Annotated in this window: 15 protein-coding genes; 5 read left to right on the top strand and 10 right to left on the bottom strand. The window is 41.5% G+C overall.

The window, feature by feature from the left end; all coding sequences use genetic code 11:
* Nucleotides 1–99 precede the first annotated feature (99 nt).
* The 4 genes from L2712_RS03830 (at nt 100) to L2712_RS03815 (ending at nt 3,089) form a co-directional block, all read left to right on the top strand.
* A complete protein-coding gene (locus tag L2712_RS03830; RefSeq protein ID WP_248976922.1) occupies nt 100–1,347 on the top strand; it encodes an integrase domain-containing protein in 1,248 nt (415 codons plus the stop codon).
* Nucleotides 1,348–1,358: 11 nt separating this feature from the next.
* Nucleotides 1,359–1,919, top strand: a complete 561-nt coding sequence (locus tag L2712_RS03825) for a hypothetical protein (protein ID WP_248976921.1) — start codon at nt 1,359–1,361, stop codon at nt 1,917–1,919.
* Nucleotides 1,920–2,040: 121 nt separating this feature from the next.
* A complete protein-coding gene (locus L2712_RS03820) occupies nt 2,041–2,223 on the top strand; it encodes a helix-turn-helix transcriptional regulator (protein ID WP_220058682.1) in 183 nt (60 codons plus the stop codon).
* A 263-nt stretch (nt 2,224–2,486) separates the two neighbouring features.
* Nucleotides 2,487–3,089, top strand: a complete 603-nt coding sequence (locus L2712_RS03815; protein ID WP_248976920.1) for a YagK/YfjJ domain-containing protein — start codon at nt 2,487–2,489, stop codon at nt 3,087–3,089.
* Between the two features lie 588 nt (nt 3,090–3,677).
* Here L2712_RS03815 and L2712_RS03810 read toward each other — a convergent pair.
* From L2712_RS03810 to hsdR, 10 genes are all read right to left on the bottom strand, one after another.
* The gene (locus L2712_RS03810; RefSeq protein ID WP_239849997.1) at nt 3,678–4,031 is read right to left on the bottom strand and encodes a hypothetical protein; all 354 of its coding nucleotides are present in this window, start codon (nt 4,029–4,031) and stop codon (nt 3,678–3,680) included.
* Nucleotides 4,032–4,040: 9 nt separating this feature from the next.
* The gene (locus tag L2712_RS03805) at nt 4,041–4,961 is read right to left on the bottom strand and encodes a viperin family antiviral radical SAM protein (protein ID WP_248976919.1); all 921 of its coding nucleotides are present in this window, start codon (nt 4,959–4,961) and stop codon (nt 4,041–4,043) included.
* Nucleotides 4,962–4,972: 11 nt separating this feature from the next.
* A complete protein-coding gene (locus L2712_RS19175; protein WP_428848608.1) occupies nt 4,973–5,191 on the bottom strand; it encodes a ParE family toxin-like protein in 219 nt (72 codons plus the stop codon).
* Between the two features lie 192 nt (nt 5,192–5,383).
* The gene (locus L2712_RS03800) at nt 5,384–5,959 is read right to left on the bottom strand and encodes a hypothetical protein (protein ID WP_239849995.1); all 576 of its coding nucleotides are present in this window, start codon (nt 5,957–5,959) and stop codon (nt 5,384–5,386) included.
* Nucleotides 5,956–6,885: a hypothetical protein gene (locus L2712_RS03795; protein WP_239849994.1), complete on the bottom strand. Its 930-nt coding sequence runs from the start codon at nt 6,883–6,885 to the stop codon at nt 5,956–5,958. The genes L2712_RS03800 and L2712_RS03795 overlap by 4 nt, the downstream gene beginning before the upstream one ends.
* On the bottom strand, nt 6,878–9,595 hold the full coding sequence (locus L2712_RS03790) for a CHAT domain-containing protein (RefSeq protein ID WP_248976918.1): 2,718 nt from the start codon (nt 9,593–9,595) through the stop codon (nt 6,878–6,880). Before L2712_RS03790 ends, L2712_RS03795 begins: the two co-directional genes overlap by 8 nt.
* Before the next feature lie 179 nt (nt 9,596–9,774).
* Entirely contained in the window at nt 9,775–10,770 is a 996-nt protein-coding gene (locus L2712_RS03785; RefSeq protein WP_248976917.1) for a PDDEXK family nuclease, read from the bottom strand.
* Between the two features lie 2 nt (nt 10,771–10,772).
* Nucleotides 10,773–12,587, bottom strand: coding sequence for a restriction endonuclease subunit S (locus L2712_RS03780; RefSeq protein ID WP_248976916.1), 1,815 nt, complete (start codon nt 12,585–12,587; stop codon nt 10,773–10,775).
* A complete protein-coding gene (locus L2712_RS03775; RefSeq protein ID WP_248976915.1) occupies nt 12,587–14,296 on the bottom strand; it encodes an N-6 DNA methylase in 1,710 nt (569 codons plus the stop codon). Before L2712_RS03775 ends, L2712_RS03780 begins: the two co-directional genes overlap by 1 nt.
* A gap of 89 nt (nt 14,297–14,385) precedes the next feature.
* Complete coding sequence (gene hsdR / locus L2712_RS03770; RefSeq protein ID WP_248976914.1) at nt 14,386–16,845, bottom strand: EcoAI/FtnUII family type I restriction enzme subunit R; 2,460 nt, start codon at nt 16,843–16,845, stop codon at nt 14,386–14,388.
* Nucleotides 16,846–17,367: 522 nt separating this feature from the next.
* Here hsdR and L2712_RS03765 point away from each other — a divergent pair.
* On the top strand, nt 17,368–17,760 hold the full coding sequence (locus tag L2712_RS03765) for a PDDEXK-like family protein (protein ID WP_248976913.1): 393 nt from the start codon (nt 17,368–17,370) through the stop codon (nt 17,758–17,760).
* Nucleotides 17,761–17,774 lie beyond the last annotated feature (14 nt).

The raw sequence follows: 17,774 nt of genomic DNA, 5'->3' as shown, positions 1-17,774 counted from the left end.
GCCCTTCCAGTAAGGACTTTTTTAGTCCGATTATATCCGGTTGCAATAGATACATCGGCGGGTACACTGAAGGTACACACACTCTACGGTGTACCTAATATGGCTAAGCAGACTACCCAATTAAGTGACACAGAAGTTAAGAACGCGAAACCTCGAGATAAGGAATATCACCTATTCGATGGTCATGGTTTAAGATTGCGCATTAAACCGAACGGCTCGAAACTTTGGCTTTTCAACTACACCCACCCTCTTACTAAGAAACGTAATAATTTAGGCCTAGGCTCCTATCCCACAGTGTCGCTTGCTCTTGCGCGAAAAAAAGCCGTTTCAGCCAGAGAACTGCTAGCTGAAGATATAGATCCAAAAGCTCATCGCGAAGACCAAATAGCTAAAAAAGCAGCAATCATAGAGCACACACTTATCAATGTCGCCAAAGATTGGATGGAGTGTAAAAAAGAAGCTGTAACTGAAAAACATGCAGCGAAGACTTGGAGCTCTCTCGAACTGCATATTTTTTCCGATCTTGGCAAATTACCCATCAGTCAAATTACGGCACCGAAAGTCATTACAATCCTTCGGACGATAGAAGCCAAAGGACATTTAGATACAGTGAAACGCTTATGCCAGAGGCTTAATGAGATAATGGTATTTGCAGTAAACACAGGCTTGATCCACGCGAACCCGTTAAGTGGTATTAAAGCGGTATTTAAGCAGCCGAAGAAAAATCACCTATCGGCGATGCAGCCTCATGAACTACCCGAGCTAATGCAAGCCATAGCAAACGCGAGTATTCAAAGGTTAACTAGGCTGTTACTTGAATGGCAACTTCATACTATGACCAGACCTAACGAAGCCGCTAGCGCAAGATGGGATGAAATTGACCTGGAAAATCGGCTTTGGACTATTCCTGCCAGCAAAATGAAAATGCGCCGTGCTCATCAAATCCCACTAACCGATGAAACCATTACGTTACTTGAAATACTCAGACCAATAAGTGGGCATCGCGAATATCTGTTTCCGGCAGCTCGTAATCCCAAAACTCATTACAGCGAGCAAACAGCAAACGCTTCTTTGATTCGTATGCAACTCAAAGGTCGCACAACCGCTCATGGTTTTAGGTCGCTTGCGAGTACAACGCTTAACGAACAAGGTTTCGATCCTGATGTTATAGAGGCCGCACTAGCGCATACAGATAAAAACCAGGTTCGCAGTGCTTATAACCGCAGCGTTTATTTGGAAAGAAGAAAAGTCATGATGGCTTGGTGGAGTGAGCATATCACTCAAGCTGCGCAAGGTAATTTAAGCCTTGCTCAAAACAACACAAACTTGCGATTAATTGCCAATTAAAGAGGGATTTCATGGCTAGATATCAACTTAAAACAACGCTTACAGCCCTTCAGGCAGTTGAATTAATATTGGATAGAGACTTCGACTCAATATTAAGAAACGACCCTGATTATAAAACGGCACATGAACTATATGAATGTTTAATTGAAGAATATGAAATTGCCATCAATTGTGCTGAAAACAGCATAATTAAGATAAGCCTACCACCAACCTTGGGGGTCTCAGATGCTCAAGCATCAAAACAAAGCCTCGCTACTTTTTTTAGACAAAATGACAAACCCAACTACGCCAAACTTATCATGCCCCAAGGAAAAAATGGTGTGACGGATGATAATGGGCTTTCACATAAACCTCATGGCAATGCACTACGAAATAATAAAGTTCGAGAAGAGGTACTCGAATTCGCACTCTACGTAATCAAGAAGTTTCCTGACCAATGTGAATCTGCGGCAAAATGGGCACAAACCATAGACGAAAAAGCTCAACTAAAGTGGCCTGACACTGCTGAACCTCCTCTTGCAAGAGCAACCATTGAAAAATTATTAGGTAAAGCATTAAAAGATATTAGATAAAGCATTAAAAATCTGACACTAATTTAGTTTCAGAAACTAAATAAATACTGTCAGAAATCAGCGATATGTCCAGCGTATTCTTCATCCGTCCAAGCAAAATTGCTAACATACGGAGAAGACCATGAAAGTATTAAGATTGAGAGATGTCATTCAGTTAACGGGCTTAGCGCGTTCAACAATTTATGACTACATAGCCAAAAAGCAATTCCCTAAGCCGATAGATCTTGGTGAACGAGCAGTTGGTTGGCTTGAGCACGAAATCCAAGATTGGATCCAGCAACGTATAGAAAAACGAGATGCATAACCGATTATGTCACTGATGTAGCCCAACGGCCACATCAGTGACTTTTATTAGCAAACACCAAGTTATTGTTGGCGCTCTATGACTTACGCTAGACGACGCTGGATGAAAATTGCGGGTTTTTCACCCCCTAATTTCAAACACGTTTGCAGTAGGTCCTCGACTCAATAGGCATTAGCGCTATTAAATAGAGCCTGGGCTTGGGGGATATTGATAATATCTAGTTAAGCTTTTTAATTTCCAAATACTTGTAGGTAGGTATTGCTATGTATTCAACAACGTCTAAGTACTATGAGTATCAAGGGATGTTCTGGAAAATACAAAGCGCACCATCTGGCTGTTACACACCAATGCTGAGATCAATCTGTCAGCTTTTCTTTAATATGCACAGCTACCACGCACGACTTCTAGTCTTTAGGTTTGATTTAAGACAACCCAGTTTTACCGACTGCAACCAGCGCATCACTCGCTTTTTCAGGCGACTCAATCGTCGATTAATAGCAAAGTATAAGCTACAGCAACTGGGTTATTTTTGGACTCGTGAACAAGATAGCGCTAAAGCACAGCATTACCATTGTGTGCTATTTATCGACGGCAAGTGCGTCAACTACCCTTCAACCGTTTCGGCTATGTGTGAAGAAGTCTGGGCGAACATGAGCGGTTCATACTGGCGACCAGATAATTGCTTTTACCTAAGCCACCGACATAATCATCAAATCATTGGCGAGGTAATTTATCGCTTAAGTTATCTTGCAAAAACACGTGGCAAAGATAAAAAGTCGCCTCAAACCAAAAACTATGGTTCAAGCCGAATCGCCGCGAATCCAAAATCAGTATCGCCACTAAAAGATATGACCCGCGCGCATTAGGATGACTCGCTACATCTGCGTAATTATTACCAAAGCACTAAAGCATTACCAAGGGTTAGAATTGAAATCTGGCCCTTCTAAAACAACACTTCTCGACAACCTCGATGAGCCGCCAATGGCATTAAAGCTAACAACTGGAAAGGTTAGATTAAATCGCCGCTACAAAGGGGCTTTCAAGGGGCTTTCAAGGGGCTTTCAAGGGGCTTTCAAGGGGCTTTCAAGGGGCTTTCAAGGGGCTTTCAAGGGGCTTTCAAGGGGCTTTCAAGGGGCTTTCAGCCAATGATAACAAACAATAATGAAAGCTCATTGGCAACAAATCTTGTTAAGTTTTTTGTATGAAATATCCATCAAAACCAGCCCATTTACTCGATAGCATAGATAACTCAACATCAAAGGGCTTGCCCAAAAAAACCTTCATTTTCTGACGATAACAAATCAGTTACAAGACTTAATTTTGATCATCTCAACACCCAAACTCATCAACTAGTGAGCAAAAAACTAGTTGATGAGCTGGTATTGTCGTCGTTTAAATTACAGATTCTTTCGAGCTAGCTGCTCTATGCTTAATCGATACCTATCGCGAATTGATTAGAATTGACTCTTAGTCAAATGCCACCCCAAACCGTACTTGCATTTATAAACTCGCAAACTAACGCCCTGTTCATCATAAATGATATCAGCTCGTAAACGCGCCTCGCTTTTAGAGCGATATGATGCTTTTTCGACGCCATACCCACCAGTGCAACGAGTGCATTTTTGGCTCGGCGTTTGTCTACTTTTGGGTGATAAGTGCCATAAATCACATTTACTGCAATGATACGGACTTAAATCATTACCATAATATTCTTTAGAGAAATAAGCAGCATCTTGTGCTTCTTCCTCAGAGTAATATTGTGTTAGTGGCTTACCGGAGGCCTTTCCAAAACAAGTTTCACTTTTCACATTGGCCTCCTAAGACTCAACAACATCGATATCAATTGGACGATATCTTGATAAAAATGTTTTAGGATTAAAGGCTATCTGTGCAAGCGCACTTTCTACACCACACAGGTTAATGCTGCTACTGTATTGATAACCGCTGGCATTTTTTGAGTTCTGATAGAAGCGTCCCAAAGGGTCGATCATCAAATATGACTCGGTCATCGTTGAATTCGATTCAGCAAATATTGGGAGCCCCAGACCACTGTGGCGCTCAACAAACTGGTTAAATTCGTCATCTGAAATCAGTAATTCATCATCACCATAGGGCATCACTTGTAAGACTTTCCATTTATAAGGTTTTAACTCGCCAATCAGTGATGAAAAGTCCTCCTCATAATTTAAGCTATTAACAACAGTATTGATCTTGGTTTTGATGCCTTTTTGAGTTCCTATTAGACCCCCTAACGCAATTTTTAAATCATCAGCGCTCAGCGAATTGCCTTTACGATCAATTCGGCCAATCGCCTTTCGAGTGCTTAAGTCCTGACTATCAAAGCTGATACCAACCATATCCAGCACATTTTTAGGGAAATCTAAGCGGCTATTGATTAGGTAATGCCCATTAGTAATGATTGAGGTTTTAAAGCCTTTTTGTTTCGCCAGCATCAGTACAATAAAAAACGTACTGCCAAGCATCATTGGCTCTCCGCCAGCTAAATTAAGGCGTACAGTGTCGTAACCGAGTTCACTCTTTAACGGTGAGTGGCCTTTGATAAAATATGAAGCTAAGTTATCAAGCAGCTTTTCAAGTTCCTCAAGAGAACGATGCAATTCTTTGGGGCGGCCCCACTTTGCAAAGCAGTACTTGCAGTCATAGTTGCACACTTCTGTGATATGCCAGTTGATGACCAATTCTTTAATATTTTTATTTTCTTCATTGATAAATGTCATGACTCAGCCCCTTAACCTTCAACAGTTAATGAACTGAACTTTTTATTAAAGTTTCGCTCATAATTTTGTCGGTTAAATAGCTGAAAAATGAAATTCGTTGAAGTAAGGCTCAATATAAGTCGATGATTTCGGCCTATACGAAAACGAACTAGAGAGTTGTTACATTTAACCTTTCGACCACCTAAAAGCGGATAAGGTTTACCTGATGCAATCTCATTAATCAGGCTCATAGTTTGAACCTGTTGATTCGAAGATAAACTTTGCCACACTCTAGCGTTTATACGACACACTAGCGATGAAATTGTATTCGCTTGAGCAGACTGTTCTGTGAAGGGAAAAGCATATTGTTTTGTTGACATTTTGAAGCACCTTTTTTGTTATGGGTGCTTCTATACGCAGGTTAATTAATTTTTTTTCGCTTTTTATTTTGACGGTAGCAGTACAACACTCCCAACTGATTCTGCATTGCTTAACATCGACTCAAAATCATTGCTTAAACGCTCACCTTCAACAAAAGTGAGCAATACAGCCCCCTCGTCAAGCTTAAAGGCCCATGAGTCACCCATACCAATAACTCCATCACCGCCAGTAAAAGAGTAGTAGACATTAATATCCCTGCCCCCATTGAACTGAATCAGAATGTCTTTATCTAGCTCCACTATCTGTTGTTCCCCCCATTTAACGTCAAGTGAAAAGGCTTGATCTTCATCTGATTTGCTACTCAAAGCAGCACTAAATGGTTGGTAGCTATCACTAAAAAGACTAATTTGTGGGGAGGTGGTGCTTTTTTTAGTAAAAGATTTTAATTTTTTATATTGATGAACTATCGCAGGCCATCTTGCCGCTAGACTGCAAAACGCATTCAAACTCTCCCGCCGCTTAACTGCATCAGCCCAAACCCTTTCAGCATCTGGATGTTGTAACAACTTAACCCAGTTTTCATCAGAACTATCTACACCTTGGACCATTTCATCGAGTGATAACTTATCCAATGTCATGATACTTGCTCCAATATTGTTGATGGCTTATTTTTTAGTTGCTTCAGCTTGTGAGCATAATCTGAATAGTATGGCTCATTCTTATTTATCTCATACACATCAAGCACTGCTTTTTTGGCAATGGCCTTAAACAATGCTCGAGTTAGAAAATCATTATCACCTGTCTGAGTGTGGATTGAATGAAATCGATTGATTATTTGCTTAATTTTCTGCCTGACTTGATGCTTAGTTTGATGGGTCTCTGACTGTTCTGCGACATACTGGGGACGATTAAGGCCTTTGACAAAGTATTTATTTTCATAGAGTTCCACAGAATTTATGTGTTCTTTAATATTGAGGAACTGATACAAGTACCGAAAGGAGGCATCTACCTTATAGCGGGTTATTTGAGGGGCTGACACCTCGTTTTCTATTTCGATGTCCCACGATAAATCATCAGATACAGCTAATTCATTTAAAAGTTTTTTATTAGCTTGTAGCCAATAACCAATCAAATCAGGGGCAACCTTTTTACTAAGTTTTTTCAGGTTTCTTGCCAACGGTTGCACATGCCTATCGATATCAGCGACTTTAGAATCCGGAAGTTCATGCTCGCTTTCAACGAAAGCTTGCTTATAAGCCTTCCCCCCAGCATTGACATTCCCTGCTGTTTTTAAGCTAACCCAGAATGACAACTCACTAAACAATGTAATATCTTTGGGTATCGCTGTTGGCAACCGTTCAACACAAAAATGACTAAGCAAAAATAAGTTTATAATCTTATCTACAGCTGTGTCTTGATGACCAAACGTAACAGAGATTGTTTTCTCTTCAAACTCCTCAAGCGCCTGTTCAATGACCAATTCAATAACTAATCGATTTTCATCAACATAGTTTTGACGACCAATCATAGACCAATCAGTAATGGGTAAGTCGCTATCACGCATTTTTTACAAAGCCTGACTGTAAATTCATTTTTAAAATTAAATCTCTCATCTCCTGCTTTTGAGCCGAAGACAACTCTACTCTAGGAATAAAAACGTTTTGCTGCTCGCTTAAACCACAAAAACGCATGCCTGACCAAGCTGAAGGATGTTTAAATGAACCCTCCAAAACACTTACATCAAACTTGGATTTATTAGCACTACTCGCAAGCACTGGACCCATAAGCGCTTCCAATGCTTGTTTTTTGGTATAATGGCAACCAAGCGTTTTAAGATACTCTTTTTCACCAACAGCCGTGATTTTACGCAACTCCTCATCGGCACCACTTTCAACCCACCAACATTGAGCGCTAAGCAGTGCTTCAGATGCCCCTAAACCGCTTATAACAAGCTTATCGTATTCAGCCTTAATATGTGCCGTCACTAGCTCGGGAACAGCCCACAACGAACCAATAGCAGTTTTAGCGCCATACTCTAGCATCCTCATATCCATACCGAAGGCTTCATTCACTTGGCTGGGTAAAAAGTGCAGAGGAATGTTTGAACCACTTTGGCACGCCCACAACTCAATGCGCTCAGCCCCTCTCACACCAAAACGCATCTCAACGTCCCGAATAACAAAATCTTTAAATAATAACGAAGGTCTGTCTGGATGCTTATGTTCGCAGTGCCCATAGAAACTAAAAACACTAGAGTGAGTTAACTGATTAACAACGTCATCCATAGATTGAGTAACATTAACTTCTGAACAGGCTTGCACCGCGAGTTTTTCAAATAACGTGTCACCACCACATATGCTAGTACGCTGGCTTTTTTCATCTGAGTATTTTACTTGTTGATATAAATATATCAGCGAAGGTAGCCAATTGATCTCGCTGACTAATTGATACAGCTTCTCTCCCGCTTTACCAGTTGCTACCCAAGGTATATGCGAAGCAAAAAATGAAGGTAGTAGAGAAACTTTATCCAAATGGTTAGGAATAATAGATGCCCAATCGATAAAATCTAATTCCCACTCTGTATTGGCTTCTTTGTTATTAGCCACAAATGCTGCAACATTATTAATAAGATTTTGGGGTAGGTTGAAGGAATAACCGTTAGCAATTATCTCCTCATTTTGCAAATAGACAACGATAATCAGAGCATCATCATAGTGATCTTCAATATCTATCTTAACGAGTACTTGCTCGGGATGGGCATGAACGGCCTCGGTTAAATCATCAAAGGTAATTTGATAAGTACGTTGCCTAGCGTTGAAGTAATCAGGGTCTAATCTGTCTGTATATTCACCTAATGTTTTGAAATCATCTAAACACAAGTTTGCTTGTTCGTGTAAATAATTAATTGGGTCTCTGGCTTGACTCGCCATTTCAACGATTCTTGCATATCGATTTTCATCAAATACATGCTCATTAATATTAGTCAGTTTTGGGATGCCTTGTGATTTAAGTAAATGAGCACTCTCAGCAAGAGATTGATGTAATTTTTCCTTGTCCACAACACCAACCATAAGTGCAAGTTCATTCAAACTATAATACGTACTACCCAGTTTTCTCAAAGCATCCAATAACACTTGATTGACTGGATTTTTAGAATGGAGCCAGCACGAACTGGCGCTTTCGCAAAATCGCATTCCACTGGTATTTTCAAGCGTGATAAATGCTCGTAAATAGTCTTCTCTGTTTACTAATATACGAGCTAAGCCTGAGCTTGCCTGTTGAATTAGCACACTGACTCTATCAGACTCCTGATCCGTCTCGGTAGACTGCCTACTCGCCATCAATGAATGTAGCTTTACTTGTAACTTTTCAATATTAGCAGCAGTGCAGCTTCTCTCTGCCTCAATTACAAGTTGTTGAATTTCAACAATAGGATTTGAGAGATCTGAATATGGATTTACCCTCATAAAATCTAAAGGGTCTAGGCCAAACGACGGTGCTATTTCTCCAATAAAATGACAAAGCTGTTTGTGCTCCTCATTGTTGGAAAAATGAAACAAGCGAGCAAAGGTCATAGGTAATATTTGATCAAGTTTTAAGGACATTGAGCCCTCTAAGCCGAGATGAGGGGCATTTTCTTGAGCCCACTCAATAGCCCCTATGAAGCAATGGAAAGCCTTAGCTTGAGTATCACAAGCTTCAGCAACTTTTTCGGCATCGATTAGAGTTGCAGCTAAATTATAGTAGGCGATAGAAAGCTGATTTAATCGAAAAAATAACGGGATATCTCCCTCTAATACCCTAATAGCAGACTCATGTAACTGTTGTGACTTTATTAGGCAAGCCTGCTTGCTTAAAGAAAACAAATGCTCATTTGCAGCTCTTCGATATGCCGCCCCTAATTGCGACAAACTTGATGCATGTTTGTCTGGAAATTGTTGTCGTTGCTTGCTTTCAATTGCACGAGAAAAAAATGAAACCGCTTTATTTAAATTAGAGTGAGGTGCTCCGGGTAAATGCGCAAAATGAGTAAAATAAAATACTCCTAACTCATGGCATGCAGAAGCCTTTGTATATTCATTTTTAGACGCTAACGCTAAAGCCTTTTCAAAGTACCGTAACGTTTTTTTCAATGAATCCTTGTCATCAACCGCATCAGTCAGCCTTATGCCTTCTTGAATATATTGGTGATAAATAGGTTTTACTTTTTGACTGATAACATCTTCTTGCAATTTAATATAATAAGAAAAATCCATTTGTTCTTTAATATCCATTTTTATTACCATAACAACACGCTCGAAAGACACTGTACGTTACAAAAACCTAATAACACGCAATAACTTCAAGTTAAGGATTTCCACTTCTTGAAGCGTTTTATTGATGAAAAGAATGCCTCAATATCACCTAATCCAACCATGGATACTTTTCCTAAATGCGTCTTTTGTCTTAAGTGTTAGATATCAGCTTTAATGACTTCAAAACCATACTGCCTAACCAACTCTATTAAACGAGTAATGCTACCAATACTCCATTGATTAGATATGGCAATTACTTCACCAGAGTCAAGCTCTATGAGGTCATCATCACTGATATGATATCGCTTTATTTGCCCATCACTGATGTCTGCTACAGACAAGGCTATTCTACGATGAATCCCCTTCCCAAATACCTCAAATAAATCGGAAAGAGCATTTGGATTATGAGCTTTAATCCAATCAGTCAGTAACGCCAAAGCGAGGTTTCTTTTGTTGTACACCTGCCCTCTATACATAAATCGAGAATAATCACGCCCCCCAGCCTGACTACTCCGTTGCTCAGCCCGCTTTTCTCGGAACTTCACCTGGTACTCTTCCACCTCGGGTACAGGGATGATCTGTTCAGCATTGATCAGTACATCTTCTTTGAAACGGTAGGGTGTGAGGCGCACACAACTGATATCGATGCCTTTGTCACGCAACCACAAGACAGAAGTGGTGAGTTCTTTACCGAAGTCTGCTGAGGCTAGAACGATTCGAACATCGTTACCAAAGTCATCCAAGCTGTTTTCATCAAGATCAACAAACTCCAGAATGGCTTCGTGGGCATCAATCTCTTGACCTTCTTTCTTCAGGTACTGGGCATAGTAGTCACATGCTTTATCGAAAGTCATGGTAGAGATCATTGCGGCATAGCGTAGCGCTTGAAGTTCCATATGCGCACCGATTTCATCCCGTTTAAGCTCGATGACGACTAAGTTGGCATTCTTGTCGATGGCTAACAGGTCGATACGGCGACGGCTGTCTTCCCAGTCTGAAAACTCTTCTGATATCACCAAACAATCAGGTGCGATGGCATCAATACAGCCTTTCAGCGCTTCTTGTAAATCGTGCCGTTCTTGCAGCCCTTCGGCTGCAAAGGTGGTTGGTGTCAGTGCGGTGAGGTTTTTATTGGCGATATTGTATAGGCTCATGACTACACAGCCTGTTCAATAATAGTGTCAGTTAGCTTCAATTGGGTAGCCTGTAAATCAACTAACCGAGTTTTAATATGATCACATACATCCATAAGTTCGTTGACCATATCATTAATTCGATGCTGCTCAGCTAATGGAGCTACTGGTAAAACCCAGTTCTTGATTGCATCCATACCGATATTTGCTTGATTTGCTGTGCCTGTGGATTTAGTAAAAATAGCATCTAAGACTATATCTGCTTTTATTACCATATTAACGAAGCTAGGTGCCACAAATATAGGTTGTATATTGCATAGCCGCTGATTTAGAAATAGCTGATTACTTACAATATCCTTCTCATTAATTAGTAAAGAATACAGATAATCTCTTTTTCCTTTAGTACCCGTCATGGTTAATAAAATGTCACCTGATACAAGTTTATAATCTTTAGCCTCCTCGGCTATTTGCTGAGGTATATATGCTGGGGATTCACTTAGCCTCAAGTTATCAGGACGAATGTTTCCCATTCTGATTACCTGGTAGATACTATTTGTAACGAAGTCTTTGCTCTTAAAAGCAAATCCACCTTTTAAGTTAGAAATTGAGCCAACACGACACCACTCCCATCCACTAGGCAGAGTAAACGGCTTTTCATCTTCAGAAATCGGCGGTAGCACTTTTTCCTTTTTGATTTTCTTCTCTTTGACTAACTGTGCTTTTTCTTCCGCAATTCTTTTCAGTAACTCAGCCGCAGGTTCATCACTTGGATCTTGTGGAACCAACTTACCCATCACCGCCAATTGTAGAATGGTTTGCTTGAGCTGGTCGATACTCTCTTCAGTGGTGAATAAGGTATCGAAATGCTCGCTGATTCGCGCCCAGTTTTGCATCAACTCGTCAGCATTGGCAGAGTTGGTGAGTGTGTCCAACAGAGTCGTTACCAGCACTTGATGCGCTTCGATACTGGCTTCGGTTTGTTGCTCTAGCTGGTCGCAAAGCGCCATTAGCTCATCGACTTTGGCGTCGATACGGTGTTGTTCAGCGATTGGAGCAACTGGTATAGGCAACGTAACTACAGAGCTTGTATTTAATTCTACTTGTTTGGTTGAACCTGATACTAAAGATTGTTCATGAAAAGGGTCGATTCTCGCTTGAACTCCAGGAGCCATAAGAATGCACCAAATATATCGACTATTCATAATAAGAGGTCTTACAACGGTCACATGAGAGTCAGCAACAAGAGACTTTTGCTTGATACTTGGTAGGACATTAACTCGACCAACAGTACCTGTTCCAGTTGAATTCCATAGTAGATCGTTTTCTTTCAAAAAGCGCTCATCTTGATACTTCTTCAAGCTTTCTTCTTCTATATATCTAGCTGGTTCAATATCAAATCCAGAATTTTGCACGCACTTTTGAGATATGACTCGAACACTACCTTCTTCCGCATACTTTGGGCCTTTCCCTCGTTGCACATACTCGGTGATATCTTGCATGTGGGACCAAGTCCAGCTTTCAGGAAGTCTCGGAAGACTCTCTGATGACAGAGTTTGAAGTGTTTTAGGCTTTTTAATCTTCTTTTCTTTTACCAATTGAGCCTTTTCTTGCGCGATACGCTCAAGCAACATAGAAGCAGGCTCATCATTAGGATCTTGAGGAACAAGCTTTCCTCGCACAGCCAACTCCAGAATTAGCTCTCGCAGCTTTTTAACACCGTAAAGCTCTAGCTTCTTGCTGCTACCGCGTCCAGAGGTTGATTTGGTCTTAACTGCTGAAGTCCAAATATCAAGATGTTCGGTAATTAACTTATTCATAGGAGATTGGTCCACAGCCATTATTGCTCTCCACTTTTCACAGCAGAGCTAAGAGCATCACCAAGAATGCCTTTCAGTTGGTCACGGAGTGCTTTAATGTCTTGTTGCTGTTGTTGATAGCTCGCCAGCAACTCTTCAGGGTCATGGCTGGCTACTTCGTCCTGATATGGATTTTTAAAATCAAAATTGAAAATGGCGTAATAGATATCGCTTGCTGATTTTTCTTCAGCCTTAGCTGACTCAGACGCTTTTTTAGCCTTCTTTTGCAAAGATTTAATTTCTTTTTCAATATGTTCTAATTGCTTGTCATCCAGTTGTTCCTTTGTCCGCCGTTCCTTCAAGCTCGCAATATCGTACTTCAGTAGATCTTCTTGCTGCTTAAATTCTATGGCTTTTTGACGATGTGGTTCTGCTTTCATGTTGGCATCGTCTTTCATAGCCTGAAAGTCTACCTTCCATGCAAACTGATTTTCCTGACGCTCTGCGAAGCCTGTAGCCTCATCTCCCCACCACTCTATCTCTTGCTGGAACTCATCAAACTTCATCGGCTTAGTTTTACTGTAGCTCTTAGTGCCTTCGGGATAAGGATGCTCATATACCCAGATATTTTGTGTTGGTTGGCCTTTGGTGAAGAATAGGATATTGGTTTTAATCCCTGTATATGGATTAAAAACGCCATTTGGTAAACGAACAATTGTGTGCAGGTTACACTCGTCGGTGAGCTTTTCTTTAATCTTACTCTTAACTCCTTCACCAAACAGTGTGCCATCTGGCAACACCACGCCAGCGCGACCATCTTTATCCAATACTTCCACAATAAGCTGCAAGAATAGATCAGCCGTTTCACGAGTTTGCATTTCGGCAGGGAAGTTCTTTTCAATCCCGTCCTCTTCTGTGCCGCCAAACGGTGGGTTAGTCGCAATCACATTGATATTGCTGTCCCAGTTTGAAAGCGGCTTGTTAAGCGTATTGCCGTGTTTGATTTGTACAGGGACTTCGATGCCGTGGAGCATCATATTGGTGATGCACAGTAAGTGTGGAAGCTGTTTCTTCTCTACACCATGAATTTGCTTTTGCAGTGTTTGGTGGTCGCTAGCGCTCTTTACGTAGTTATCTTTGACGTGATCGAACGAGCAAGCCAGGAATCCGCCCGTACCGCAGGCGGGATCCATAATCTGCTCACCCAGTTTAGGGTCAAGACGATTGACGATAAAGCGAGTCACCGCGCGAGGGGTATAGAACTCACCCGCGTTACCTGCACTTTGCAGGTCGCGTAGGATTTGCTCGTAGATATCACCAAACAGGTGACGTTCTTTAGAGTCAGTAAAGTCGATTTCGTTGAGCTTGTTAATCACCTGGCGAAGCAGTGTGCCATTTTTCATGTAGTTGAAGGCATCACTAAAGGCTTCTTTCACCACAAAACCGCGAGGGTTGGTATCGCTTGGTACGGTTAAGTTTTTCAGTGTTGGGAATAGGTCATCGTTAACAAACTCAAGTAGTTCATCGCCGGTAATGCCCTGGCTATCTGCCGCCCAATTGCGCCATAGGTATTGGCTTGGGATTGGCTCTCGGTAATCATCCAGTTCAAGCTCTAACTCTTCCTCCTGGGCATCAAACACTTTTAAGAAGAGCAACCATGACATTTGCCCCAGACGCTGGGCATCGCCATCGACACCGGCATCTTTACGCATAATATCTTGGATAGATTTGATAACTGAACTGATTGACATAGTATTCTCTTATTTAAAAACTGGCTGAGTTAGTGGTTAATCAGCCCTATAAAATATCGACTTTGGTTGGCGCTTTACCTGCTGTAATGTTAAGCAGATTTCTGTTGGATTTGATAAATCTCAGCTTCTAATTCACTAATGGCTTGCTCGTATTGTTTTTTACCACCGAAGCCTTTTTTAACGATTTCGCTTAAGCTTCCAATTTCGTTAAATGGCTGCACTTTAAGCACTTGCATGGACTCGATTTCTTGCACGCCAACGTCGGCATACTTTACCAGAAGATTATCTAATACGGCTTGCGCTGTTTCAGAGTATTTAGTGAAATAATTACGCTTTTTGACGTTGTTTGCGCGCTCCTTGCGCGTTAATGGTGGTTGGCCGTAAACCACATGACAAATCATATCGAAGGGGTCTAGCTCTTTGCCTACTTCTTCCTCTAGTGCTTGCCAGATGATACCTTCGTTGGCGAGCTCATCTATGATGGCTTGTTTACGGTCAGATTCATTCCAGCGCTTTACAAACTCATCGAGTGAAGCAAACTGCTTCGCCATGGTTTTTCGAGTGTAATCTTTAAAAGATTCGGTAACTAATTTGCCGTCGCTATCATAATATTGCACTCGCTCGGCAACTTTACTGACAGTAACACCTGATACACGGTATTTATGTACTTTGCGTGGCTCATCATCGCCCTCACTCCATTCACCATCGTCAAAACCAGCATTGCCAGTGTCATTTTCGTCAATGGAATCATTAATGGTATCGTCAGGCACCTCATCAGAAATATCAGTATCGTCGCTAGGAAATTCATCGCCAATTGTATCGATATCAACATCTTCATCTTCAATATCGGTCGGCGTGACTTTAATGACTTTTTCGGGGCTGCCGTCGAATCGTTCGTCAGCAAATAGCTCAGTGGCCTTTTTGAAATCAAGAATGGTAAACCAAAGCTTGCCATATTTGTCATCGATACGGGTGCCGCGACCTATGATCTGTTTAAACTTCGTCATTGACTGAATATTTTGGTCAAGTACCACCAGCTTACAGGTTTTCGCATCGACTCCAGTTGTCATGAGCTCTGAGGTTGTGGCAATGACAGGATAGGCCTTCTTAGGGTTTATAAAATTATCAAGCTGAGCTTTTCCTATTTCATCGTCCCCTGTAATTTTCATCACGTACTTGTCGCTTTTAGCCATCTGATCTGGGTTGAGATTAGCAATCGCGCGGCGCATACGCTCTGCATGGTCAATGTCATTACAGAACACTATGGTTTTTGCCATGGGGTCGGTGCGCTTTAAGTAGTTAGTAATGGTCTCTGCCACTAGCTGAGTACGTTCATCAATAACCATGGTGCGGTCGAAATCTTTTTGGTTATAGATACGATCTTCAATCACTTCACCATTGTTATCAATTTGGCCTTTAGTAGGCCTCCAGCCTTGTAGATCGATATCTATATCTACCCGTACAACTTTGTAGGGTGCCAAGAAGCCATCTTCAATACCTTCCTTTAATGAATAGGTATAAACAGGATCACCGAAATAGTCTGAATTTGACACTTCCTCAGTTTCTTTGGGGGTAGCCGTTAATCCGACTTGGGTCGCACTTTTGAAATACTCGAGAATTTCACGCCAGGCGCTATCGTCAGCGGCGCTTCCTCTATGGCACTCATCGATGATGATTAAATCAAAGAAGTCTGGATCGACTTGTTTATAGGCTTTTTGGCTTTCTTCTGGGCCAGTGAGCGCTTGATATAGTGCTAAGTGAATCTCATAGGCTGGGTCAACAGTTCTACCTGTTACCTTGGTCATTGATGTTTCAAAGGGTTGAAAATCATTTATACGGGTTTGATCAACCAGAATATTGCGGTCGGCCAAGAACAAAATACGTTTCTTCGCGCGAGACTTCCATAAACGCCAGATGATTTGAAATGCGGTATAGGTTTTACCCGTTCCAGTAGCCATGACCAATAGCACGCGGTCTTTACCCGATGAAATTGCTTCTACGGTTTTATTGATAGCTTGCAGTTGATAATAACGAGGATGTTTACCACTGCCGTCGTCATAGTATTCTTGATTGATTATTGGAAGCTGCGCTTGGGTATAACCTTTCCAGGCACAGTATTTAGCCCATAAATCTTGTGGTGATGGAAAATCTTCTAAACGGATTTCGGACTCTAGGTTGTGCTCTTCGGACGTTCCAAGCTTGGTCTTATCGTGAAAGATAAAGCCATCACCGTTTGATGCAAAGATGAAGGGCACTTCTAGCAAACGGGCATAATCTAGCCCTTGCTGCATCCCCTTACCCACTTCATGCTTATTGGCTTTCGCCTCGATAACGGCAAGCGGCATACTGGGTTTATGATAGAGCACTATATCGGCTGACTTTACGGTCTTACGGACGCCTAATTGACCACGTACAATCACCTTGCCATCACGCAATTTCACCTCTTGGCGTATCTGCGTCATATCATCCCAACCCGCACTGGTAATGGCTGGCATAATGAATTTGGTGATGATGTCCGTTTCAGTCAGTTTTGCTTTGTTGATGCTCATTGTCAATCCAGGTCCTTCTTAGAAGATAACAAACACTTACAGACGGTTTAATACCTCTCAGGATTGTGCCACAACGATGTGAGAAAACACAGGATTTGGATCAAGATAAGTCGAACAAACAGTTACCGGCATCGAAGGTAAGCTAAGCATATTTTTAGCTAGCGGTTTTAGTAACAAAAGAATAAGACAGCAATAGCACTTAACGTACCTGCGCGAACTTGCGCGGAAGTTATGCTAGGTAGATTTGAATAGATGATTAGTTGAAGCAATCACAAGTAATTGACAAAGGGCTAAGCAATAACTAGGTTATATCTGAACGCGATTCACCAGTAAAATATACTGAATTGGCATTAATGGGTAGTATGGGCAAAAGTCCGAAAACCAAGCTTGGCCGCTTTGCTATGGACTACATTCCACATGGAGTAGTTGTGAATCCTGATTGAAAGCATTTCCACGTGGAAGCTTTCGGCCCTAGTCATGCAGCCAATAGCAGACAAGTGGCATAAATTCAGGATCATAATTATGCCTATCAAACAAACTCAGGCTAAACCCGAAACCGCTAAATTTTACAAAAGCATCTCTTTCGAAACACTTGCAGCCTCGTGGTTCCAGATGGATGGTTGGGAAGTGTTTCTCCCTATGGCCGACCATGGCAGTAAGACAGACTTGCTTATTTCGGATGGGAACTCATTTTATCGAATCCAAGTAAAGTCTCTCGATACTTGTGATGAAAACGTCCTAGTTCAATCACAGTGGGATGGGGTCGATATCGATTATGTGCTGTACTTTTCCAGGTTCGGTCAATGGGGCTATATCACTCACCCGTTTACAGGTAAGGTTAAACTGAATCGCAAAGGTCACCTAAGATTCCATCAGGAGGGCAAAAATTTTAATAAGATGTTTGCGCGCATTTAGCGCAATTCCCATGC

The sequence above is a fragment of the Shewanella marisflavi genome, from assembly GCF_023283925.1.
GTDB classification, from domain to species: domain Bacteria; phylum Pseudomonadota; class Gammaproteobacteria; order Enterobacterales; family Shewanellaceae; genus Shewanella; species Shewanella marisflavi.
This window is presented reverse-complemented; position numbering and strand designations above follow the sequence as displayed.